This is a genomic window from Acinetobacter sp. YH16044, assembly GCF_013417145.1.
Lineage (GTDB): Bacteria > Pseudomonadota > Gammaproteobacteria > Pseudomonadales > Moraxellaceae > Acinetobacter > Acinetobacter amyesii.
The window spans coordinates 45,812-70,062 of record NZ_VPEK01000016.1; the positions used below are offsets into that span (position 1 = coordinate 45,812).

Annotated in this window: 24 protein-coding genes; 12 read left to right on the forward strand and 12 right to left on the reverse strand. The window is 39.8% G+C overall.

Annotation, left to right across the window (positions count from 1 at the left end; genetic code table 11):
• Window positions 1-2 precede the first annotated feature (2 nt).
• The gene (locus FTV38_RS10745) at window positions 3-215 is read right to left on the reverse strand and encodes a cold-shock protein (protein WP_005014923.1); all 213 of its coding nucleotides are present in this window, start codon (window positions 213-215) and stop codon (window positions 3-5) included.
• A 413-nt stretch (window positions 216-628) separates the two neighbouring features.
• Between FTV38_RS10745 and FTV38_RS10750 the strand changes: the two genes are divergently transcribed.
• From FTV38_RS10750 to FTV38_RS10775, 6 genes are all read left to right on the forward strand, one after another.
• Window positions 629-823 carry a sulfurtransferase TusA family protein gene (locus tag FTV38_RS10750; protein ID WP_078189214.1) on the forward strand — a complete coding sequence of 65 codons (195 nt, stop codon included), beginning with the start codon at window positions 629-631 and terminating at the stop codon, window positions 821-823.
• A 143-nt stretch (window positions 824-966) separates the two neighbouring features.
• Complete coding sequence (gene rpoH / locus FTV38_RS10755; RefSeq protein WP_078188879.1) at window positions 967-1,836, forward strand: RNA polymerase sigma factor RpoH; 870 nt, start codon at window positions 967-969, stop codon at window positions 1,834-1,836.
• A gap of 169 nt (window positions 1,837-2,005) precedes the next feature.
• Window positions 2,006-2,371: a DUF423 domain-containing protein gene (locus tag FTV38_RS10760; protein ID WP_078188880.1), complete on the forward strand. Its 366-nt coding sequence runs from the start codon at window positions 2,006-2,008 to the stop codon at window positions 2,369-2,371.
• A gap of 57 nt (window positions 2,372-2,428) precedes the next feature.
• A complete protein-coding gene (thiS, locus tag FTV38_RS10765; protein WP_180007313.1) occupies window positions 2,429-2,626 on the forward strand; it encodes a sulfur carrier protein ThiS in 198 nt (65 codons plus the stop codon).
• Between the two features lie 12 nt (window positions 2,627-2,638).
• The gene (locus FTV38_RS10770; RefSeq protein ID WP_180022460.1) at window positions 2,639-3,424 is read left to right on the forward strand and encodes a thiazole synthase; all 786 of its coding nucleotides are present in this window, start codon (window positions 2,639-2,641) and stop codon (window positions 3,422-3,424) included.
• 180 nt (window positions 3,425-3,604) lie between these two features.
• Window positions 3,605-4,177, forward strand: a complete 573-nt coding sequence (locus FTV38_RS10775; RefSeq protein WP_180003022.1) for a hypothetical protein — start codon at window positions 3,605-3,607, stop codon at window positions 4,175-4,177.
• A 393-nt stretch (window positions 4,178-4,570) separates the two neighbouring features.
• Here the strand turns inward: FTV38_RS10775 and FTV38_RS10780 are convergent, their stop codons facing one another.
• On the reverse strand, window positions 4,571-5,182 hold the full coding sequence (locus tag FTV38_RS10780; protein WP_078188886.1) for a glutathione binding-like protein: 612 nt from the start codon (window positions 5,180-5,182) through the stop codon (window positions 4,571-4,573).
• A 215-nt stretch (window positions 5,183-5,397) separates the two neighbouring features.
• On the opposite strand from FTV38_RS10780, the gene FTV38_RS10785 reads away from it, so the two are divergent.
• The 3 genes from FTV38_RS10785 (at window position 5,398) to trmB (ending at window position 9,960) form a co-directional block, all read left to right on the forward strand.
• Window positions 5,398-6,840 (forward strand): SulP family inorganic anion transporter, encoded by a 1,443-nt coding sequence (locus FTV38_RS10785; protein ID WP_180022461.1) that lies wholly within the window; start codon window positions 5,398-5,400, stop codon window positions 6,838-6,840.
• A gap of 288 nt (window positions 6,841-7,128) precedes the next feature.
• Entirely contained in the window at window positions 7,129-9,069 is a 1,941-nt protein-coding gene (locus tag FTV38_RS10790; protein ID WP_180022462.1) for a sensor histidine kinase, read from the forward strand.
• Between the two features lie 174 nt (window positions 9,070-9,243).
• Window positions 9,244-9,960 carry a tRNA (guanosine(46)-N7)-methyltransferase TrmB gene (trmB, locus tag FTV38_RS10795; protein WP_078188891.1) on the forward strand — a complete coding sequence of 239 codons (717 nt, stop codon included), beginning with the start codon at window positions 9,244-9,246 and terminating at the stop codon, window positions 9,958-9,960.
• A gap of 104 nt (window positions 9,961-10,064) precedes the next feature.
• Here the strand turns inward: trmB and FTV38_RS10800 are convergent, their stop codons facing one another.
• The 6 genes from FTV38_RS10800 to FTV38_RS10825 all read right to left on the reverse strand — a co-directional run bounded on the left by FTV38_RS10800 (window position 10,065) and on the right by FTV38_RS10825 (window position 17,425).
• Window positions 10,065-11,681 carry a GMC family oxidoreductase gene (locus FTV38_RS10800; RefSeq protein WP_180022463.1) on the reverse strand — a complete coding sequence of 539 codons (1,617 nt, stop codon included), beginning with the start codon at window positions 11,679-11,681 and terminating at the stop codon, window positions 10,065-10,067.
• Window positions 11,682-11,894: 213 nt separating this feature from the next.
• Complete coding sequence (locus tag FTV38_RS10805; protein WP_180022464.1) at window positions 11,895-12,578, reverse strand: class I SAM-dependent methyltransferase; 684 nt, start codon at window positions 12,576-12,578, stop codon at window positions 11,895-11,897.
• Window positions 12,579-12,640: 62 nt separating this feature from the next.
• Window positions 12,641-13,417, reverse strand: a complete 777-nt coding sequence (locus FTV38_RS10810; protein WP_180022465.1) for a Rossmann-like and DUF2520 domain-containing protein — start codon at window positions 13,415-13,417, stop codon at window positions 12,641-12,643.
• A gap of 225 nt (window positions 13,418-13,642) precedes the next feature.
• Window positions 13,643-13,855, reverse strand: coding sequence for a hypothetical protein (locus tag FTV38_RS10815; protein ID WP_078193638.1), 213 nt, complete (start codon window positions 13,853-13,855; stop codon window positions 13,643-13,645).
• A gap of 331 nt (window positions 13,856-14,186) precedes the next feature.
• Complete coding sequence (pepN, locus tag FTV38_RS10820; protein WP_180022466.1) at window positions 14,187-16,796, reverse strand: aminopeptidase N; 2,610 nt, start codon at window positions 16,794-16,796, stop codon at window positions 14,187-14,189.
• 353 nt (window positions 16,797-17,149) lie between these two features.
• A complete protein-coding gene (locus FTV38_RS10825) occupies window positions 17,150-17,425 on the reverse strand; it encodes a hypothetical protein (RefSeq protein WP_180022467.1) in 276 nt (91 codons plus the stop codon).
• Window positions 17,426-17,918: 493 nt separating this feature from the next.
• On the opposite strand from FTV38_RS10825, the gene FTV38_RS10830 reads away from it, so the two are divergent.
• From FTV38_RS10830 to thiM, 3 genes are all read left to right on the forward strand, one after another.
• Window positions 17,919-18,182 carry a hypothetical protein gene (locus FTV38_RS10830; RefSeq protein ID WP_078188903.1) on the forward strand — a complete coding sequence of 88 codons (264 nt, stop codon included), beginning with the start codon at window positions 17,919-17,921 and terminating at the stop codon, window positions 18,180-18,182.
• Window positions 18,183-18,330: 148 nt separating this feature from the next.
• Window positions 18,331-19,488 carry a hypothetical protein gene (locus FTV38_RS10835; protein ID WP_180022468.1) on the forward strand — a complete coding sequence of 386 codons (1,158 nt, stop codon included), beginning with the start codon at window positions 18,331-18,333 and terminating at the stop codon, window positions 19,486-19,488.
• A gap of 11 nt (window positions 19,489-19,499) precedes the next feature.
• On the forward strand, window positions 19,500-20,369 hold the full coding sequence (gene thiM, locus FTV38_RS10840; protein ID WP_180022469.1) for a hydroxyethylthiazole kinase: 870 nt from the start codon (window positions 19,500-19,502) through the stop codon (window positions 20,367-20,369).
• Window positions 20,370-20,469: 100 nt separating this feature from the next.
• On the opposite strand, the gene FTV38_RS10845 is transcribed toward thiM, so the two are convergent.
• From FTV38_RS10845 to FTV38_RS10860, 4 genes are all read right to left on the reverse strand, one after another.
• Entirely contained in the window at window positions 20,470-21,021 is a 552-nt protein-coding gene (locus FTV38_RS10845) for a hypothetical protein (protein ID WP_180022470.1), read from the reverse strand.
• A 19-nt stretch (window positions 21,022-21,040) separates the two neighbouring features.
• Entirely contained in the window at window positions 21,041-21,769 is a 729-nt protein-coding gene (locus FTV38_RS10850) for a hypothetical protein (RefSeq protein ID WP_180022471.1), read from the reverse strand.
• Between the two features lie 381 nt (window positions 21,770-22,150).
• Complete coding sequence (locus tag FTV38_RS10855; protein WP_078193645.1) at window positions 22,151-23,671, reverse strand: transporter associated domain-containing protein; 1,521 nt, start codon at window positions 23,669-23,671, stop codon at window positions 22,151-22,153.
• Window positions 23,672-24,005: 334 nt separating this feature from the next.
• Window positions 24,006-24,251: transposase family protein (locus FTV38_RS10860; RefSeq protein WP_180022472.1), on the reverse strand; the 246-nt coding region annotated here is incomplete at its 5' end.

The window sequence follows — 24,251 nt, forward strand, 5'->3', positions numbered from 1 at the left end:
GATTAGTCTAAAGGTTGTACTTCTTCAGCTTGGAAGCCTTTTTGACCTTTAACAACGCTGAATTCTACGCGTTGGCCGTCACGAAGTGAACGGTGGCCTTCGCCCATAATTGCGCGAAAATGAACGAATACGTCGTCGCCGCCGTTACGTTGAATAAAGCCAAAGCCTTTAGTGTCGTTGAACCATTTAACAACGCCTTGTTCACGAGCTGTCATAAGTTAATCCTTATCGTATTTAAAAAAGAAGGACCACCCGGTGTTGCAAACAGCAGACCAAACAAGGTTAAAAAATATTTTTATTTCTAAGCTTGTAATCATTCTGTAAAACTATCAACAAAATCCCGGTTACATCCAAATATATCAAGAGTTAAGAGACTTCACAGCCAACAAAAATCTTAACAACGCAACGAGCTTAACACGGGTTTACCGCAAATAATAGATTTTTTTGATCTATTTTCCTTTTGAATATTCTTATTTTTTCACATCGTTTGAGTTATAAATCACAAAGGATTTTTGCCTATTTTAGGTTGGGATTTGGCACTGTATTTGCTAATATTTCCATTGAAATGTAAACATGTTGGATCTGCTTCGTGAGTGACAGCCAAAATTCGCTTTTAACTGTAAATGCAATGGGTAAACCATGCCCGATGCCACTATTGATGCTCAAAAAAGCTTTAAAGAAAAGTCCAGACCAATCTTTATTGTTAAAGTCATCCGATCCGCACAGCCAACAAGATGTATCACGATACTGTCAAATACATCAGTTAAACTGTGAAATGCGCAAAATTTCAGATTCTGAGTTTCATTACTTAATTGAATCTTAAAAAGATTCAGTTAAACTAAATTGCTTCATAATTGAATAAAAGTTTACATTTCTATACCCAATTTTCCATAATTTACGGAAATATTGGATTAAGATGAATCTTAGTTATTGGGCTTACCCATTTTTAGTTCTCAAGGAGAAAACATGAGTGACAGCAGCAATCAATTGATGCCCCTGTCATTATCGGCACCTGGGGTGAATCTTGGTGCTTATATTAGTACTGTTAATCAGATTCCAATTTTATCGGCCGAACAAGAAAAAGAGCTGGCCGAGCGTTATTATTACGACCAAGATTTAGACGCAGCTAAAATGCTGGTGATGTCGCATCTTCGTTTTGTTGTGCATATCGCACGTAGCTATGCAGGCTACGGCTTGCCACAAGGTGACCTGATTCAAGAAGGTAACTTGGGCTTAATGAAAGCGGTAAAACGTTTTGACCCAAATATGGGCGTACGTCTCGTATCTTTTGCTGTGCATTGGATTAAAGCAGAAATTCATGAATATGTGATTCGTAACTGGCGTATTGTCAAAATTGCGACCACTAAAGCACAGCGTAAATTATTCTTTAATTTACGTAGCTTAAAAAAGTCGTCTAAAAAATTAACTTTGGCTGAAGCACAGTCAATTGCCAATGACTTAAATGTGACACCCGAACAAGTCTTGGAAATGGAAGGCCGTTTAACCGCTTATGATGCTGCGTTTGAAGCTCAAGGTGATGATGACGATGAAGGTTCGACTCATGTTGCTCCTGCCCTTTATCTCGAAGATAACCGTTACGACCCTGCGCGTTTAGCGGAAGATGAAGACTACGAAGAACAAAGTACTTCAGCTTTACATGAAGCCATGGATCAGCTGGATGATCGTTCACGTAACATCTTACAACGTCGCTGGTTAGATGACGAAAAGTCGACACTGCATGAATTGGCGGCGGAATATAATGTATCTGCTGAACGTATTCGTCAGTTGGAAAAAAATGCGATGGAAAAAATTAAAGTCGCAATGTCTTCAAACTAAGTTGAAGACTTTTCCCAGTCATTCTAAAAAAGAGCATTTCGATGCTCTTTTTTATGTCTGAATAGTATTGAATGACAAACTACAACACAAAAACTTTGGGCATTTTTGCTTTAACCCTGCGCGCTAAATATGTTATGGTTATGCGCAAATTTTGTTAAGGTGAATGCACATGTGGATTGCCATTTCCGCACTTAACTTAGCTTTTGCTGTGATGCTTGGTGCCTTTGGTGCACACGGATTAAAAGCTCGCGCGACTGAAGCCCAATTGGCTTGGTGGCAAACTGCAACGGACTATTTCTTTTATCATGCACTGGGCTTACTGGCCCTTGCGATCTTATCCAAAGTCATTCCCCAACTTCCAATAAAAGCCAGTTTCCTGCTCATACAAATTGGTATTTTCTTCTTCTGTGGTTCTTTATATGTAATGGCTCTAGGCTTACCACGTGGTCTCGGTGCAATTACCCCGATTGGTGGAGCGCTGATGATTGCTGGATGGCTTATATTGGCATGGAATGCGTTTAAATACGCAAAATAATCAACAGCAGATATTGGCCTTACTCAATAAATAAGGCAGCAAGATCGGAATCCACAAATGCAAATCTATTTAAACGGCGAAGCTACACAAACCGAATGTGTCAACCTCTTGCAATTGGTTCAACAATTACAATTGGAAGGCAAACGCTTCGCTGTTGAAAAAAATGAAATGATCATCTCGAAAAGTAAATTGGAACAAACCCCAATTACTGAGCAAGATCATATTGAAATTATTCATGCCGTAGGTGGCGGCTAAAATGGAGCTCCCATGGAAGATACACCCCTAATCATTGGTTCACGTACATTTAATTCACGACTTTTAGTTGGTACAGGTAAGTACAAGGACTTAACGGAAACTGACCAGGCCATTCAAGCCAGTGGTGCTGAAATTGTGACCGTTGCCATTCGCCGTGTGAATATTGGTCAACATCCAGACCAACCAAACCTGCTTTCAGTGGTTCCACCTGAAAAATATACGATCTTGCCAAATACAGCAGGTTGCTTCGATGCGAACAGTGCGGTCCGTACTTGCATGTTGGCGCGTGAACTCTTAGATGGTCACAATTTGGTTAAACTTGAGGTTTTAGGCGATGAGAAAACCCTATATCCAAATATTACTGAGACTTTAAAAGCTGCACGTACATTGATTGACGATGGCTTTGAAATCATGGTTTATACCTCAGATGACCCAATTGTGGCACAAGAACTGGAAAGCATGGGCTGTGTAGCGATTATGCCTTTAGGTAGTCTTATTGGCTCAGGTTTAGGTATTCTCAACCCACATACAATTTCGATCATTAAAGACAATGCCAAAGTACCTGTTTTGGTCGATGCTGGTGTCGGTACAGCAAGTGATGCAGCGATAGCGATGGAATTGGGCTGTGATGGCGTATTAATGAATACAGCAATTGCAGCTGCACAACACCCTGTTATGATGGCTTCAGCGATGAAAAAAGCAGTTGAAGCCGGTCGTGAAGCGTTCCTAGCAGGACGTATGCCGCGTAAACGCATGGCAAATGCCAGTTCACCTGAAACCGGATACTTCTTTAAATAAGAACTCAATCACGGTATAAAAGAGGACTCTATAGAGTCCTTTTTTTGATTTTAAAACCTAATAACAATGAAAATATCCCATATATTTTGTACTTTTAGTCTTTGTGCCGCATCTAGTTGGCTGTCAGCCCAAGTGCCCAGCACAGCCAAATCACTTGCACCGCAAGGTTGGAACATTTTGATGGCTACGACTGGCGACCTAAACAAAGATCAAATGCCAGATGTTGCGATGATCGTGGAAAAACAAAAAGTCGATGTGGTGACCTATGATGACGATGGAAAAGTCGTTCATAACCATCCACGAAAACTCATCGTGTTTTTTAAAACCGCAAAGGGATATCAACGTATCGTTGAAAACCATAGTATCCCAGTCGCTCAGCAGCCGAATTCATGCTTACTTGATCCACTTGCTGAAGCAGAAGACATCCAAATCAGTAAAGGCAATTTACTCGTTCATTTTAGTTATTTTATGGCTTGTGGTGGCTGGGAATGGCCCCGACATAGTTACACCTTCCGTTGGCAAAATCAACGCTTTGACCTGATTGGTTTTGACTACAGTAGCTTTCACCGAGCTTCTGGTGAAGAAACATCGAAAAGCTATAATTTTTCGACCTTAAAACGTAAGGAAATTGTAGGCGGCAATATGTTTGAAGATGCCAAAACTCAAACCAAATGGTCAACCTTCAAAGCACCACAGCAACTGACGCTTAAAAATATTAACTTTGATGATTTCTATACACAGTTCGAGTACTAAGTTGAACCTGAGCAATGCCAATCTAGCAATAAACAAACCGCCAATTTCGGCGGTTTGTTTATTCAATTTCAAAACTGAATTTAAAGAACTGATGTTACGCAGTAAAATCAGAAACGTAATTTGATTCAAATAAAAGAATGATACGCGGTATCGTCATCCGTAATTGTTTGAGACAGAGCTACTTCTAATAAAAATGTTTTTGCGATACTTTGAAAAATTAGACGGTAGTGAACGAGTTTTGCGGATGACAATGGTTTTGGGTACTTTTGCCTAAACAAAAGTACCTCCAGCCGAAGGCTAAACCCTTTATTCAAACGCTAAATGTAAGACTCCGTCGAATCGGCTTAAAAATCATTTAAAAAATGCGAATTACTTTTACGGGCGAAACATCTTTTAAGGAATCAATCCTTCATCACGCATCGCAATTTGAACTGATTGGCGTTCTGCAACTTTGTTGCGTAATGCAATGATATTTTTATATGGCGTTAAATCATGTCCGATGCCATTTGACCAATTTGTCAGTACAAAGAGATAGGCATCTGCAGGGCCAAAGTTATCATCGACCAAATAGTCGTTATCCGATTCACCAATTGCTTTATCGATATATGTCAATAAACGATCAATTTCTGCATAAGCTTTTTCTTTAGCGTCTGCATCTAGTGGAGCACCAAAGAATACGGCATAAGCATCATGTAATTCTGAGTTCAAATAGCCAAGCCATTCTAAAACTTTGGCACGACCTAAACCTGATGGCGGAATCAAGTCTTGTTTTGGATCATGCTGTGCAAGAAACGGTAAAATGGCCACGTTCTCGGTCAGGATCAAACCTGGGTTAATTTCTAATGCAGGTACATAACCTTTTGGGTTGATCTCGTAATAATCCACCCCTTTTTCTGTTTTATGGTTTTTTAGGTCAACACGGACCAAATCAAAATCGACATTAATTTCATTTAAAATTATATGTGATGCTAATGAACATGCACCTGGAGAATAATAAAGCTTCATATCTGATCCTTGTTATGTACTATTCAATGTTTTAAATCTCTTCTGTCAAACTTTCAAGTGATCAAACCTGTAAATTGCAAAAAAGCGTAAATGCTGAAACACATATACTCATTGACTATTGTCCATAATCAAGAAGATTTCAAGTCAATCTGTTATGCATTTTTATACTCAGTTGTTTTAACATAGCCGCGTTTAAGATTTGATGAAAAGTTACCGTGTTACAACTTAAAAAAGAACAATGGTTTTCCAATATTCGTACCGATGTGCTTGCAGGCTTGGTGGTTGGACTGGCGCTAATTCCAGAATCGATCGCCTTTTCAGCCATCGCTGGGGTTGATCCGCAGGTTGGTTTGTACGCTTCGTTTTGTATCGCCGTCACCATTGCCTTTTTTGGTGGTCGTACAGCAATGATTTCGGCTGCTACGGGTGCGATGGCCTTACTTATGATCACATTGGTCAAAGATCATGGTTTGCAATACCTTTTGGCTGCCACGGTTTTAACTGGTGTCATACAAATTATTGCGGGCTATTTTAAAGTCGCAAAACTTATGCGCTTCGTCTCGCAGTCGGTGGTGTATGGTTTCTTAAATGCACTCGCGATTTTAATTTTTTTCGCGCAGCTACCTGAAATGTCAAAGATGGATAGTTTGGGCTATGTGTTTATGCTTTTAGGGCTTGCAATTATTTATCTGTTTCCATATCTACCTAAAATTGGCAAAGCCATTCCATCACCGCTGATTTGCATTATTGTCCTCAGTGGCTTGGCATTATTTTTAGGTGCTGACCTGCGTACTGTCAGTGATTTGGGTAAGTTTCCAGAGACTTTACCTATTTTCTTGATTCCTGAAATTCCTTTCAATCTTGAAACCCTCACGATTATTTTTCCCTATTCCATCACCCTTGCAACAGTTGGACTATTAGAGACCATGATGACCACGACAGTGATCAATGAAGTCACTGGAACTGAAGGAGATCGTCATCAGGAATGTCGTGGTCAAGGGATTGCCAATATTGTCAGTGGCTTTATGGGCGGCATGGCTGGATGTGCCATGATTGGTCAGTCGATTATTAATGTCAGCTCTGGTGCGCGAACTCGCCTCTCCACTTTGGTTGCAGGTGTATTTTTGTTGTGCTTAGTGGTGTTCTTAAAAGACTGGTTGGCCTATGTCCCAATGGCTGCCTTAGTCGCAATTATGGTCATGGTGTCATTCACTACGTTCCAATGGAATTCTGTCAAGCAATTTTCAAAGCATCCAATGTCTTTTAATGTCGTGATGATTACTGTGGTGATCGTGGTGCTTGCAACACATAACTTGGCGCTTGGCGTATTGGTTGGTGTGCTCCTCTCTGCGTTGTTTATTATCAATCAATTAGAAAGTTCGGTAAAAGTCATATCAGAACTTAAAGACAACGTCCGTAGTTACACGGTCTATGGGCAAATTTTCTTTAGTAGCTCTGAGAGTTTTTATCAATTTTTTGATTTTCAGGAGATTGTTAGTCATGTACGAATTGATCTGAGCCATGCCCATATTTGGGATATTACCTCAGTCAATATTTTAAAAAATGTCGTGCAAAAATTTGAGTCAAAACACATTCAAGTAGAGGTCTTTGGCTTAAATGAAGCAAGTAGCACTTTACTTGACCGTGTCAGTGACTAATGGATTTTTGAATATTCACTTTGAATCAAATCAATTTTCAATAAAGTGTGACCTATTGAAACCCTATGCAGGATGTATATAGCAAAGGGTTTCAAAGATCGAAGCTCTGATGTGTAATGACATTACATATAATACTAAGCCTATAAAAAGAGAAAAATTCACCATTCATTCGATTTAACTGTATAATTCATCTCATAAAATTATAACTATTAAAAATAAAACAAAGATTTGATGTGACTTTCTATATATTTTTTTAAATTGTGGATACACAAAATTGGGGGAATTTTGATGGTTTGGTTTTGGTCACGACACTGCATTCAAGCAAATCGGCTGCTGGTCTTAGCGAGTCTATTTTGCCTGCTATGTTGTATCGCTATACCCAGTTTTGCCAATGCCACCCCACAGATCTCAAGCAGTCATTGTCCTGTTGAAATTACCCATATTGCCACAGCTAAAAGCGCTGTCGAGCAAGAGCGCCCACGTACAGGTTGGCAAAATCTGCAAAAGCTTCCAGACACTTGGAATAAGCGTTGGCCGGATTATCATGGTATCGCTTGGTACAAAATCCAATTTAAGTTGAACTGTGACCTCCATCAGTTAAATCAGCCCATTGCTATCGCCATACAAGGCATTACCCAAAGTGGACGGGTTTACATCAACGATGCCCTACTTTGGCAAGACTATATTTCAGCAGAACATTTTTCACGAAGCCAACATCAACCTAGACTATTGAACTTGCCTAGCTCGAGTTTAAAGCAAGGTGTAAATACCATTTGGGTACAAGTGTATGGTTCGGTGACCCAAAAATCAGGACTCAGTTCAGTTCAAATTGGGGAATACCAGCAAGTCTACGACACCTTTAAAATTTGGTTACTCGAACAACGACAATTAGTCGAACTGAATACGATGATTAATTTCGTCGTGGCTGTGTTCTTTTTTTTAGCATGGCTCGCCAATCGTAATGAAAGAGCTTACTTATGGTTAACCATTACGGGCATGGCTTGGGTATTTTATAGCCTGTGTATCATTTTTAATGGGCCAATTGCATTTCTAACCACCGTACAGGTCGACCGCCTACAAAATATTATTTTCTGTTTTTATACGGTATTTGGCTGTATTGGTGCGTGGTATTTTGCAAACCATCCCTTCCCGAAAATTCAAAAACTGTTATTAAGTCTTGCCACTATCGCAGCGATCTGTATTGGTTTTGCACCAGAGGCTTATTTAAAGACCGTCATCCAAATTTGTTTTAGCTTCTTTGTTTTAGTCTTTGTGACCAAATGTATTAGCTACCCGTACTTGGCGTATAAAGCCAAAATGGCCGAAACCTATTTGCTTGCAACGCTGTATCTGATTTATTTACCGATTGCGGTACATGATGCGCACTTTATGATGACCATGGAAGGCCATGCGCTCTCACCATATACTGGCCCACTAACGACCCTCGTTTTGGGTGGCGTACTGGCTTTGCGTTTAGCTCGACACACCCGTCAAATTGAACGTTTTAATAAGACCTTAACTGAAAATGTACAACGTGCAGAACTGAAACTTGCTACCTCACTCGGTCAACAACATCAACTCGCACTTGAAAATGCACGACTTCAAGAACGAATTCATTTATCTCATGACTTGCATGATGGTTTAGGCGGATCTATTGTCCGTTCAATTTTACTGTTAGAACAAAATGATAAAATTGAAAAACCACAAATCATGTCGATGCTTAAACTGTTCCGTAATGATTTAAGACAAGTCATCGATTCAGGTTCGAGTATAGGGACGAAAGTTCCGGACACCCCGATCGAATGGGCGGCGCCGATTCGCCATCGCTTTGTACAGCTCTTTGAAGAATTAGACATGAGCTCAAGCTGGAAATTTGCTGCCGAATGGATTCACTCACCCACTGCAACTCAATGTCTCAATTTGACTCGTGTCGCTGAAGAAACCCTGACCAATATTCTAAAGCATAGTCAGGCTAGCAAAGTTCAAGTCAGTTTGTGCGAAACAGAGACTCAACTGATATTACGTATTGAAGATAATGGTATAGGCTTCAACCCTAACGATGTTGAACAAGGTCTACATGTTGGTCTACATAGTATGCAAACACGAATCCATCGTATCGGTGGTGAATTTAAAATACAGTCACAGCCGGGTTGTACCGTTATTGAGGCCATTTTGCCATTTAAACCTGATGGTGCTGACAGTGAAGATCTTGATGAAAAAACAGCCTAGATTAATGTTAATTCATGACTTTTGAGCTAAGTAATTTACTGTACATGGAAAATGCGAAGCACGGCTCCAATCGGTAAGATTGAGCAAAAAGCGGATTTATTCACGGTAAAAATTTGACTTGTGCATCTCAGGACTTAAAATACCGCATTCGAATTTTTTACATTTGCCAAAGTTATGTCGAACGATCAATTAGACCAGCACGCTGTAGATCTGGATAATCTAAACGAACACCGTGAAATCGTGACGTTTATGCGCCGCTCTGCGCCACTTAATACTTCGCAACGTACTGCGCTGGAACAATATGGTCATCTAATTTTGGAATATCCTGTTGGGGATTTGCGTCAGCATTTTGAACACCCTGAACGTCCATTAACTGTTGAGATCGGTTTTGGTATGGGTCGCTCTTTGGTGCTAATGGCAAAAGCAAACCCAGAGCGAAACTTTGTCGGCATTGAAGTGCATGTTCCGGGTATCGCTCAATGTGTTTATGAAGCAGGTCTTGCAGGTTTAACTAACCTTCGAGTACTGGATGCTGATGCCATCCAAGTGCTACGTGAAATGCCAGATAACAGTATTAATACTGTGCAATTATACTTCCCAGATCCATGGCAGAAGAAACGTCATTTCAAACGTCGTTTTGTATCTCATGACCGTATGCCATTGGTTGAAGAAAAATTAGAAATCGGCGGCACATTCCACTCAGCAACTGACTGGGAACCGTATGCTGAATGGATGATCGAAGTTCTTGAAGAACGTCCACGTCTTGAAAACCTTGCAGGTAAAGGCAATAGCTACCCTCGTCCAGACTGGCGTCCACAAACTAAATTTGAACGTCGCGGAATTGAAGCAGGCCATAAAATTAATGACTTCATCTTCAAAAAAGTAAACTAATTTTTGAATGAAATAAAAAACCACCGTTAGCGGTGGTTTTTTATTGCTGTTTTTGATCTAAGATTTATCTGTGTTGTTTCAAATCACAGGAAAACTGCTTACACCTAGGCTACTTGCGCTTGGAGCTGACTTTGACGAATCATATCCACGGCTTTTTCAGCAATCATCACTGTTGGGGCATTGGTATTGCCATTCACCACAGAAGGCATGATGGAGGCATCGACTACACGAAGGTTTTGAATCCCGTAGACTTTCAATTCAGGGTCAACCACAGACATCTCATCTACGCCCATCTTACAACTACCGACAGGGTGATAAACCGTATCCACACGCTGACGTAAGATTGCACGTATGTCATCATCTGTTTTGACCAGTGAGGTAAATAAATCTTGCTGGTAATGACTCGATAAAGACGGCGACATCATCAATTGCTGCGTCAACTTAAAACCTTGTACCAAATCTTCTAAATCCTGTTCATCCCTTAAAAAGTTTGGATCAATCAATAATGGATCATTGATACTGGAACCACTTAGTTTGATCGTGCCGCGACTTCTTGGATTGAGCAGACACACATGACACGACAAACCATGACTTGTATGAAATTTTCGTGCATGGTCATCTACTAACGCCACGACAAAGTGTAATTGCAAATTTGGTATCGCTAAATCGGGTGAAGACTTTAGAAAACCGCCACATTCTGCAAAATTTGAAGCAATCATACCCCGTCGTTCCTTACGATAGCGACTGAACTGCTTGAACATATCAATTGAGCCAGGTAAGGACACGCCAAATGTGCCTTGGTATTCTTTGACTTTATAACCAAAAATGAAATCGGGATGGTCGTGGAAGTTCTTTCCTACACCCGGTAGATGGTGTTTCACTTCAATGCCATGCGCTTGGAGCTCGGCCTGATCTCCCACTCCAGACAACATTAAAATCTGCGGTGATTGAATCGCACCGGCACTGAGCAAGACCTCTCGTCTTGCTTTTAGGTGTTTCATTTGCCCTGCATGTTGGACTTCAACACCTGTGGCCACTTTATCTTCTATAATGATTTTATGTGTTGTGGCTTTGGTCAATACAGTTAAATTTGGTCGGTTTAAATGCGGAAACAAATAAGCACGCGCTACACTACAACGCTCTCCATTGATATGCGTAACTTGATAAACCCCTAAGCCTTCTTGTTCTGCGCCATTAAAATCATTAAGGACTTTATGGCCTTGTGCACGAGCCGCTTCGGTATAGCGTTGATGGAAAATATTGTCACTTTGTACATCTGTAACAGATAGAGGGCCGTCATTACCGTGGAATTCATTGTGTATTCGGTTGTTATTTTCTGAGCGAATAAAATATGGCAAGACCTCGTCGTATGACCAGCCAGTATTGCCCTGTACCGCCCATTGATCATAATCATTTTTATGTCCACGAATATAAATCATGGCATTAATACTGGATGAACCGCCAAGGCATTTTCCACGCGGTTGATAGCTTTTACGACCATTCAAGCCAGCTTGCGGCACAGTTTCAAAGGCCCAATTATTGATTTTAGTCGGTAAGCTCACCACGCATGCAGCTGGAATATTGACCGTCCACTGATCACCTTGCCCACCTGCTTCTAGTAAGCACACAGATATATGTGGATCTTCACTGAGGCGTGCAGCCAGTACGCATCCCGCACTTCCGCCACCAATCACAATATAATCAAATTCCATTTTTGACATTATTTTCATCCAATTGATTCTTTTTATAAATGCACAATAAGTGATTTAACGCTGACTGAAAAGTTTCTTTTTAAAAAATGACGCGCGATACCGTGCAAGAAGGATGAAACTGATGATCGAAATTTTGAGGCAAGCGTCACTCATGCAAGGTAGCAACTATGTCGGTCAAAATGATCGATGAACTTAACACCCAAACTTGGTCTTTTTATATTTTTAATCTATAGACGTTTTAAAAGCACTGTAAGCTGCATAGCTAAAGATTTGGCTGAAACAATGGATTTGATCAAAGCCTATTTCCGTTAGTAAATTTTGATAGTGCTGCTGGCTAATCAGTTCAAAATCATCCTCTAAACGCTGCATCATTTTTGTCGCTTGTACAGCAGATAAACCTTGCATTTGGCAAAATTCAGGTAGGACACGCTGCTCAAAATTCGAATGAGTTTGCATCAAGTCAAAACTTACAAAAATGCCCTGCGGTTTAAGCAATTCAAAAGCTTTTGCTAAAAAGTTAGTTTTCTCTGACAACAGAATGAAATGCGTCACCAAGATACTCAGCGCCGCATCAAAACAACTCGCCTGCTCAAAAGTAGTGTGACTGCCCAAAACAAATTTGACGCGATGCAACTGTCCAGCAGCTTCAACACTTTGCCGTGTTTGATTCAGCATATTTTCAGATAATTCTGTAACGGTAAATGACCATGTTGGATTCAAGGCCATGAGATAGCCCAATTCATAGCCCGTCCCACATCCAATAATCAGTACATGGGCATCTTCAGCGACATAGCAATTTAACACCGCCTGAATCTGTTGATGGACAAGTTCATAACCGGGAATTAATTTACGTATATGTGCATCATAACTTTCGACCACTTGTGGGCTATTAAAATCTTTTGCCATGTAACATCCTGATTGACATGTATTTCTATGCTAATAAATATTCATTGTTCTTTATAGATTGTTTATTTCTGATGATGCTCAAAAATCTGCTGACTCAGCATTTCATAGACCACTTTCAGATCGACTTGATCAGCTTGCTCAAGCATATTGGCGTGCATCTGCATGATATTTTGATCCCCACGCATTGCAGGGCCTGTTTGCATGTTACGCGGTTCAGCCTGAGTCGCTTTATTGGCTGTCTCTAAAATCAATGGATAAAGCAAGCTAAAATCGACGTATTTTGCATCGACAACCTGCTTTGCCATGTCATAACAATAATTACTAAAATTACATGCGAACACCGCAGCAAGATGCAGACTTAAACGTTGTGCCGAATCATATTGATAAACCCTTTGACTCATGCTGTTTGCTAAATCTGTTAGTGTCCTCAAATCTTTAGAATCCGCGGCTTCTACAAAGATCGGTGTAGACGTCCAGTCCACATCTCGATCTAAACTAAAAGTTTGTAAAGGATAAAACACCCCTGCTCGCGAATGCTGCTGGGTCAGTACTGTGATATTGGTGCTACCTGACGTATGCACAATCAGAACTTGTGGCAGATAGGCTTTGACTTGCTGAATAACGGTTGCAATCGACTGGTCGCTCACCGCTATGATCAATAGATCAATCTCAGCATTCAACTCACTTGGGCTATGAATGGCTTCTGCACCTACACTTGCTGCAAGTTTTTCTGCCTTATCAAGATTTCGCGCATAAACTTGCACAATGTGATGTTGTGGATGAAGTACTTTGAGCAAATGATGTGCAACACGACCTGCACCCACAATACTGATTCGCATATAGTTTTAACTCATTTTCGATGGCTACAGCATGTCAGGAAAATATCGGACGTGCAAATCGAGTTGTATCGATAGAATGATTTATTTTCAATTCTTCACATTAGTTTCGCTCAGATAAGCACAAAAAAAGGGATGCGTTTCATCCCTTTTGCTAGACGTCAATCTAAGTCTAATGCATATCATATCGCTTTCAATCTAGACAATATTCGATATGCACTTTAGCTTTTACGATTTACCAATGATTTGATTCAGAGTCTGTAGGTATTGTTCTGCATCGCGGCGCGCATTGAATTTCTTTTCAAATACACCTGTGTTTTGCACACTATTGGGTGTGTATTCTACCGAAACAACAAAGGTATCAAGCAAATCTCTATTAATTCGAATTGCAATAATATGATGTGAGTTTAAATAAAAACCTTCATCAACCTTAACTAACATGACCCGCCTCAAAATCTTGCACAATGAAATAGATAAAAAATCTAAACATTCATGAACTTGGATGCCTTACCGCATACAGTCATTCATATGTTAGACCTATTTTATTGTAGCGCCATTATGTGATTTATATTGCAATTATTATGTAATTTAAATAAATTCTCAGAGAAAATTTTTGAGTTTCAGCCATCTAAACATGATTGATTTTTCAATTCTAGCTAAAGATTGGATAAAAAGACTGGATATAAAAAAGCCTGCTGCCATAGCCATGGCAACAGGCTCATTTCAGTACGACTGATTTAACTCAAATCAATCGTACAGAGAGGTTGAATGATTAAACACTTAACATGCTATTTAAGGTTTCTGATACATTCTTCGATTTCACGACAGGTTTAAGCGCTTCAAGTTCGGCTTTGACTTCACTACGCTGCGGCTCTGCCAACGTGTACCAACGGGACAAAATTTGCAGTAACCGTGAACCGACAATTGGATTTTTCTCATCGAGGAATTTTGCTAATTCAACAATATGCTGCACACCAAAGCTCCAAGTGTTGACAGGATTGCTATTTAAGCCACCAGTAACCGCACGAATACGGTTCGGCACTTTCAAGTCATAATCAGGATGAGCAGTCAGTGCCTTAATGGTTTCCGCAGTTGCTTTCGGATGTGCCGCTTGCAACATAAACCATTGGTCCATCGACAAAGCTTCATTTTTAAAGCGTGTATAGAAGGTTTCTAAAGCTTGCTGTGCTTGTGGTGCATCATTCCAAACCAATACTTTTAAAGCACCAAGACGTTCAGACATATTGCCTGTTGAGCTGAATTGTTCATAAGCCAATTCAAATACAGAAGCATCGCCTTGACGTGCCATCATGCTCAACATGATGTTTTTCAATGCACGAACACCCATGGCTTGTGAAAACTCTTTCTGCGCATCAGGGTCTAAAGTTGCATAAGTCTCTTTAAAGAAAGCACCTAACTCACGTGCCACACGACTTAAAAGTGCTTCACGCTGTTCTTGCACTTGGGCAGGACTGTAGTCGGCATCAATACGGCTACCTAAATAACCCTCTGTCGGTACATCGAATAAACGTGAAGCAAGTAGTGGATCACGCTCAACCAATGCTGGTAATGTATTTTGAATAGCTTGAACATAGATGTCGGCATCATGGCCATTTAACAAAATACGTTCTAACAAGGTTTGGCTTGCTTGCCATTGGTTAAAGCCATTGGTTTCATACTGCAGAAGGAATGCAAGCTCTTCATCTGAATAGTTAAATTCAAGATTAACAGGTGCAGAGAAGTTACGTAGTAAAGAAACAACAGGCTGAGTTTTTACACCGCTAAATGTAATGGTTGCAGTATCGGTATCAAATAAATACACGCCATCTTTGATGCCATTTTCAACCAATGCATCGGAGCTGAGAACTAACTGTTCACCACTCGTCGCATCAAACAATGCCAAAGCCACAGGAATAGGCACTGCTTTTAAATTTGGATATTTCGGATGCGCTTTTAAGCTTTGTTTCAAACTTAAAGTATAGGTTTGATTTGCAGCATCGTACTCACCTTTTGCTTCAAGTTTTGGTGTGCCCGGTTGGTTATACCAAATCAAGAAACTCGATAAATCTACACCTGAACCTGCTGTTAGTGCTGCCACCCAATCTTCAACAGTCACAGCTTGACCATCATGGCGTTTGAAATATTCGTCAGTACCTGCACGGAATTTTTCTTTGCCCAAGAGTGTCGCCATCATGCGGTTAATTTCCGCACCTTTTTCGTACACTGTTGCGGTATAGAAGTTATTAATTTCAACAAAATGATCTGGACGCGGTGGATGTGAAAGCGGGCCTGAATCTTCTGGGAACTGATGTGCTTTTAACACTGCAACATCATCGATCCGTTGTACCGCAGCAGATTGTAAATCTTCTGAGAACGACTGATCACGGAATACTGTCAAACCTTCTTTTAAGCAGAGTTGGAACCAATCACGACAGGTAATACGGTTACCCGTCCAGTTATGGAAGTATTCATGTGCAATCACAGACTGAACGCGCATGATCGCAGCATCAGTCGTATATTCTTCATCAGCAAGCACACAAGAGGTGTTGAAAATATTCAAACCTTTGTTTTCCATTGCACCCATGTTAAATGCACTGGTTGCCACGATCATATAATTGTCTAAATCATAAGGACGACCATAATGCTCTTCATCCCAACGCATCGAATGTTTTAAAGCTTCCATCGCAATATGACATTTTGGAATGTCTTTTTCTTCTGCATAGATTTCTAAAGCAACATTACGACCTTCAGACGTCACATAAGAATCTTTGAGTACAGCCAAGTCACCAATCACACAGGCAAAAAGATACGATGGTTTTTTGGTTGGATCTTGCCAAACGGTATAATGACGACCTTCACCGGTTTCACCCGCTTCAATCAAATTACCATTGGCAAGTAATACAGGGAATTTTTTATCCGCTTCGACACGTGTGGTAAATACCGATAGCACATCTGGACGGTCAGGATAATAGGTAATTTTACGGAAGCCTTCAGGCTCGTTTTGGGTAACGAATAAATCGCCTGCCGCTTGGTATAAACCTTCGAGTTGAGTATTGCTTTCAGGATGAATCACGACTTCGGTTTCAATGACAGCTTGGTCAGGTGCATTTGAAATCACCAGTTGTTCTGCATCTACAACATAGGCATCTGCCGGCAAGACTTGACCATTTAAGCGAATTGATTTGAGTTCCAAATCACGACCCAATAACACCAAATCTCCAGCCGTTTGACGCTGCATCACCAATTTTGCATTTACATTGGTATGCACATCAAAGACTTGAATATCTAGATCGATACTATCTACGACAAATGATGGTTTTTGATAATCTTTTAAATAAACAGTTTGGTCTGCTTCGACCACTGGATTTGCCGCAATGTTCATATCTCGTCCTATTCCTTAGTTATTGCTTCATCAGCTTTTTGAACACATTGTGAATGACTTGATCATACGACAAGATGCATAAGCTGTCTTCGCATTTACAATGATTTATATATGGGCTCAGCGCATGTTGTTTTCAATCATCTTTATTGAATAATTTAAAGGCTGGCACATATTTTCGCCATGTTTAAGCAAAATAAATGCCCGAGTTGAGTACAGCTACTGCAAAGTGCAAACTTTCTACTTACCTAAAATAAATAAAGCACCTATATACTAGAAAGAGAAAGTACAGGTGCTTTATCCATCTGTACTTTCAAATTATTGTGCTCAAACTTTGCTGCTTAAGACTTAGAGGATTATTGATTTTCGAAAATTAAATCGAGTGCGCGGTCATAGTCTGCAGCAAAGTAAAATTGAAATGCCGTGACTTTTGAGCTGAGGAATTGCTGAATTTCTGCCGTCGCACCCGCCACATAAATTTTTGATACTTGATGTTGCTGCGCCAGGCCCAATAACTCGATCGTCTTTTCCAGTGTTTGATCTTGCCCAATAATCAGCGCACCAACCGTACCCTGTGGCTGCTTATATAATTGCATGCGAGTGATATTGCTGTTTTTAAGTGCGTCTGACATATGTATTCCATACAGAGAAAGGGTAAATAAGAGCAAAACCTTTAGAAATCAAGCTGAATCATACTATGTATCAATTTCAGTAGATTCCGCTTGGTTTCAATTCTAGAAGTTGAGATCATTAGAATTATAAGCTCAATATATACAAATATACTTTTCAAATCCAATCGCTTAGGTGATTCCTTCCAAAAAGCACCTTAACTCTCGAATCATATCAATATTCTGATTTAGATTTGATTGCATACTTCTGTTTAAACGATGCACCAAGATGTTTCTTTTTCAACAGTTTAAGCATTTTGAGAATTCATTAGACATAGCCATACGCATCAATATTATTTTGTTACTTTTAAATTAATAATTTATTTTCAATATCTTAATAAAACAATATGCCGTTTATCTGCTTTAAAATGTCTACTCAAAACATTTGAGCATGCGTTTTGCATCTACTTAATTGCCAAAAGCAAAATCATCAGGCTAAAACAAAAAGAGGTGCATTATGTTTATTAAAGAACACATCATCCGTATTGAAAATATGAAGACCCTGCAAGCGCTTGATGCTGCAAATATCGATCATCAGGTGATCGCAATGTTTATGACCTGCGAAGGGATTCCACTCAAAGCCTTTGAGGTCAGTTCATTACTTAACTCATATAGTGCATTAGGCACTAAGAAAGTTACGTCTAAAAAAGTGCAAGCTTTAATACAAGCCAAACAACTTGGAGAGGAGGACGAATCGATCCCATGCCCAGCCGCTTATTAATAATCCATTCTGACTAAGAGCTGCATCATCACTATGCAGCTTTTTTAATTGTCGACTTCTCGCCTGAGCTGCCGCAACTCAAATTCCAAACCCGTCTTTAAACAGAGATGTGTATAATCAATTTAATCTTTCAATAAACGCTGGCAACATGTTCAATATTCTACGCAAACAAATGGATGAAAGTACGCAATGCCCGTTGTGTCGTGCATCTATGTATTGGGTAGATGCTGAAAAATTAGATGAGCAAGAATTTAATTTTTATCAGTGTAGCCACTGTCATCATCAAATATTTCCAGAACAGCAATACAACTGCCATTGTGAAAACTGTCAGGCCGCACGAAAAAAACTACTCAAAGAAACCCGTTTACAAGAACAGCGTAAACTTAAAAATAAAGATATCGTTGAACGTGAATTAAGTGAACTGAGCTTTTTACAGAAACTCTTTTTGCTGGCTTTATTGGATAATCACGTCCAAGAACATACGGCACATCAAGAATTTATCGACTGGGACGCTATTAAGTATCATAACATCAGCCCGAATTATTTCTTCCAACAATCACTCAAAAAGCATCTCGTGCATGAGCAAATTTTGATTGTGAAAGATGATGCACTACAAGCTGAACAGTATTATATCAATGTCCGTTTGGATGGATATTCAGAGCCCAGCCTTTTTAGCGTAGCACAGCAACTGCGCCATTGGTTTTATGAAAATTTAGCTCTGGGTGTTCCTTTTAAAAGCGCTGACGAAGTGAAAGAGTGCTTGTATCTCCTACTGTTTCAAGAAATTGTCCAATTCATGCAGTTTTACTGTAAGACATGGGGCATTCAAATTGCAGGGAATAAAAGCTTTCAAGTGTTCTGTTATCGCCTACTCGACCATCTAGCGGTTGGGCAGATTTACTATATGATTCAGTCAGCACTCGAATACCTACACAAACAAAAAGCTCTGCAAGTACGTAATGAAAACTTCATTAATACTAATCTGTTAAAAAAGACCTTACAGCAATACCGTGAACGTGGCTTACAGGAAAAATGGGAAACCTTTACCCTCCCTCGTCCGCCACAATTACCGTTTAGTAAAATGAGTGAAATTTTGCTCTTTCACTTTTTAGGACTCGATGAAAGTATCTTTGTGCAACCGATACGCCATGCTTGGAAAAAAATCGAACCACGATTAAATTTTTATTCCACAAAGCGCTGCATGTACTGTGGTTCACAAGAGCTCTCTGTCGATTATGATGCCGCAGATTATGTGACCCTGTTCTGCCGTAATTGTAAACATCAAGACCATTACTTCACCCGCTAAGGGAGAAAACGATGAATCAATCTGAAAATTTTGAAACGACCATGAACAGTGAATTAACTGACTTAAATAGCCCGCTTTTACAAAGCGTCATTAATGCGTGGATTGAACTTCAATCCAAACAACCTTTGGTGCATATCCTCACCAATGCAGTTGCGAGCAATTATGTCGCCAATGTCCTTTTAGCTGCGGGTGCTTCTCCTGCAATGATTGATAATCCCTTTGAAGCCGAAAGCTTTGCCTCTATTGCCAGTGCATTGAATATCAATTTAGGTACGCCAACGTCTGAACAAATGCAGGCCATGCAAATTGCTGCACAAACAGCACAAAATTTAAATAAACCTTGGGTGCTTGACCCTGTCGGTTATGGCCCCGTTTTGCCGTGGCGATCTGAAATGGTTGACCAATTACTCCAGTACAAGCCAAGTATTATTCGTGGCAATGCATCAGAAATCAGTGGTCTTGCAGGTAATCAAGGTGAGTCACGCGGTGTCGATAGCACGCTCAATAGTGCCGAGATTTATTTAAATGCTGTGCCCTTATTAGAACACTGTGAATGTGTGGCAATTTCAGGCGAATCAGATTTCATCTTGTCGAAAGAAATGAATGCGGTGATACAAATTAATGGTGGGTCTTACTTACAACCCAAAGTAACGGCTTCAGGCTGCGCTTTAGGTGCGTTAACAGCGGCGTATTGCGCCGTAAGTGAAACGCTAACTGCTGGCACGATCGCAGCACATTTGCACTTTGCGATTGCGGGTCAAAAAGCCTATGAAATTAGCTCAAGTGTCGGCAGTTTTAATGTTGCATTTTTAGATGAAATTTATAATCTCAATGAAGATGATTTCAATCAACTCGCTAACATACAAATTTATGCACTATGAAGCTACGATAGCTTGAAAAAAAACAAAAACAGCTTGAGTAAAGGACTCAAGCTGTTCAGGGTTTCATGCTGTTTTTTATAATTAGAACGCGTCAAAAAACTTACTGTGCCGTACTGTCACTTGCAGCATTGGAATCAAACATTTCTGAATCTTCGATCATTTCTGTTGGATTACTCAAAATCATGTCGAGGTCATAGTCCCCCGCATAAACAATATTTTTGATTTTTGAACAGTCGCCATCACTCATTTCATAATTTAAGACTTTGGCTTCATCACCAATTTTAAACTCAGCACGAACGACGTTTTTATTTTCATCAAAACTCAGTTTAGGCTGAACACCTTTTTTCGAATCTTGCTGCGGATCTTGGCTATCCGTGAAAATATCAAAATCCACATTACACGCTTGTTGCGACTGCTTACAGTTAATTTCTGCTTGCATACGTTCCGCTAACGATGGCTCAAAATAGGCAGTAAGTTGATCTTTACTCAAAGCATGCAATTTCAACTCTTGATCATAAATTTGTTTGACCAGTTTTTCGGGGGCAACACATTTCTGCGATTGCTCCTGTACTTTTTGCTCTGCTGGCTGACAAGCCGTTAAAAAGATTGCCGCGCCGAAACCGAATAATCGATATATCGTCATTTGTCGCATAACACATCCATGTCCGTCATTAAACTGCCCGCCCAACTGCCAGATTCATACTTGCTTCAAAAATAGTTGAAACATTTAATTTACAAATACACATTAACCCCATGCCATCAAAATAATCTGGCACGTGCTGCATAAAAAATTGAACATGTTCATCAGATTTTTTCCGTAGCCGAACCAATTGCTCAGGCGTCACCTTCGGTAAATCACAACGATGAACAAAAATATCCTCAGCCCGATGCTGCACATCATGCTGACGGATTTTATAACTATTTAAAACATCCATATACTCTGTGGGCATCGGGACACCATGTCTTGGATAAAACTTAACAGAGCGCGAGGCAAATAATGTATATACCTTTGGTTGTGCCAATGTAGCCACAAACCACATTGGAATCGCTGGAAAACGAATCTGATACTGCATTGCCACTTTAATCGCCGAGTTTAAGGTCAGGTTTTTCCGACGATAATCAACCAATACCCCTGCCCGTGAATTAAAAATAAAAATCGGCCGATTGTTATGCATAATTTTTAATATACGCACAATGTTTTGCCCAATCAGTTTTTCCTGTTCAAAATACTGAATGATTGGTAAGGCAACAATATCGGGGTCATGCATGTATTGATAGAGTTGCTCAATCTTAGAAGTTGGGAAAATACATTGATCAAACTCCCAGAGCCGTTGAAACAACTCATGTTTTTCTTCAGTCGTGAGTTTACTAAAATCAATGATATTCTCAGTGATCGCCATACCAACACCCATTTTTTTAATGGATTAACTTTGAATTTCTTCAAAGTACCTAGTTATAAAGTTTTCCGAAGCGGTATTTAAATGAAATAAAATTATTCATAGATCATCAATGATGATTAAAACCCCAAGTTAAAAATGAATCGCTATTTAACCTCATGCTTTTTTAAAATCAACCCTATCAATATTTCTTACTTTTGAACCGTTTTAGCCATCTAATAACTCAAAAGATATAGCGTTCCTTGACTGTTACATCATGTAAATATGATACGTTTTAACATCGTGAATTGCAGCCCCTGTTATATAGGATTTCTTATACTTTCTAGTCATACAAAAAAGACAGCTTCGAAAAGCTGTCTTAGGGTCATTTTTAATATTTGAGCATTAGGCCTGGTAATAGATATCAACCGTTTTAATGCGGTTTTCATCCATTGCCGTGACTTTAAATTGAATGCCTTTAAAATCAACCACAGTACCGACTTCTACATTGCCGTGGGTCTGATCTAAAATAAGACCTGAAACACTGATATAACCATCATCTTCTTCGATCAAATCCAGCATTTCCAATTCAAGTTCTAACTGATACAGATCGAGCATGCCTGAAGCTTTCCAATGTTCATCATCGATTTTAATCAAATCAAGTTGTTCATCTGCATCAGGGAATTCACCAGCAATCGCTTCAAACACATCGAGTGGTGAAATCAGACCTTGTACCGCCCCAAACTCATCCGTAACCAGCACCAAAGAGCCTTTTGAGGTACGCAAGGTATTAATCGCATCAATCACCTTCATCTTTTGGAAAATAAAGATTGGACGATGACGTTTAATCAATGCTTTTAGATCATCTTCACTGTCTAGAACATCAATAAGTTCTTTCGCGCGGACAATACTAATCACTTTATCCAAGCTACCACGACACACAGGGAATAAACTGTGCGGCACAGAAAGGACTTGCTCACGAATTTGCTCAGGTGTGTCATTTAAATCCACCCAAGAAATTTGATTACGGGGAGTCATGATCGACGCAACTGAACGCTCTGCAAGCGTCAACACCCCCCCAATCATGTAACGCTCTTCGTCTGCAAAGGTTTCTTGCGCCTGATTACCGACTTGATCAGCTTCTAAGCGCCCACCCATCAGTTTTAAAATACTGTCTGCAGTACGATGGCGTAATGGAATTTTCGCTTCGTGTTTTTGAGCATTGCGTTGACTAAACTGGTTAAAGGCTTCGATGACAATCGCAACACCAATACCTGAGTAGATATAGCCTTTCGGAATATGGAAACCAAAACCTTCTGCTATCAAACTAATACCAATAAGCAATAAGAAGCTTAAACATAGGATCACGACGGTCGGATGTCGGTTTACAAAAGCCGTTAGCGGTTTAGATGCAAGTAACATCACTGCCATTGCCACAATCATTGCAGCCATCATGACATAAATGTTGTCGACCATACCGATCGCTGTAATGACAGAGTCTAAAGAGAAAACCGCATCTAAGACAACAATTTGTGCCACGACTGCTGTAAAGCTGGCATATGCCACTTTTGTTGTCACTTGAACTTCTGGTTTACCTTCTAATTTCTCATGCAGCTCTGTGACTGCCTTATAAACTAAGAACAATCCACCGAACAATAATATGAGATCTCGACCAGAGAATGTCCAATCAAAAACGGTAATCAGGGGCTTTGTTAACGTGACCAACCAAGAGATTGCAAATAACAATCCTAATCGCATAAATAATGCGAGTGAAAGACCAAGTACACGGGCTTTATCACGTTGTTCTGGAGGGAGTTTTTCTGCCAAAATGGCAATAAAGACTAGGTTATCAATCCCTAGTACAATTTCTAAAATAATTAATGTAAGTAAACCAACCCAGATTCCAGGATCTAACAAAAATTCCATTAGCTCTCTTCCTCATTCTGGATTGTAAGAATATCTTCAATCAGACCAACGCACGGCGACGGATCCATAAATTTAACCTGTGTAACTATAGACCATTCCATTATGCACAATCTTGGGCATTTGTAATGTATTCAAGCATATTTTTTCGCAGCAACAATATGACAAAATGTAAAAAACACTGTGAGTTACATATCACATAGCCGATATAAATACACAGCAAGATGGTTAAACCAATTTTTTGAGAAAATTGCTTCCACTTTTAAAAAAAGCTTGAATTTACCTGACTTTTAATTAAATGTAATTAAGGACGCTTGTAATAGATTTCTTTCATAAGTCATTTTTCACTCAGCTCCAAGTTATAAATTCCAGCAATTAGATTGAATCTCAATGCTAGTCTTTTGCCTCGATTGCGATATCGCTCAGCAAGAATTTTGAAGGTTTTCAAACTGCCAAATACATGCTCAATTCCAATTCTTCTTTTATTGATTTCCTGATTATAGATTTTTAGTTCGGAATCCAGTTTACAGTGCTTCTTTGCTTTTAATGGCAACAAGCTATTCGGATACACTGTATAAATTCC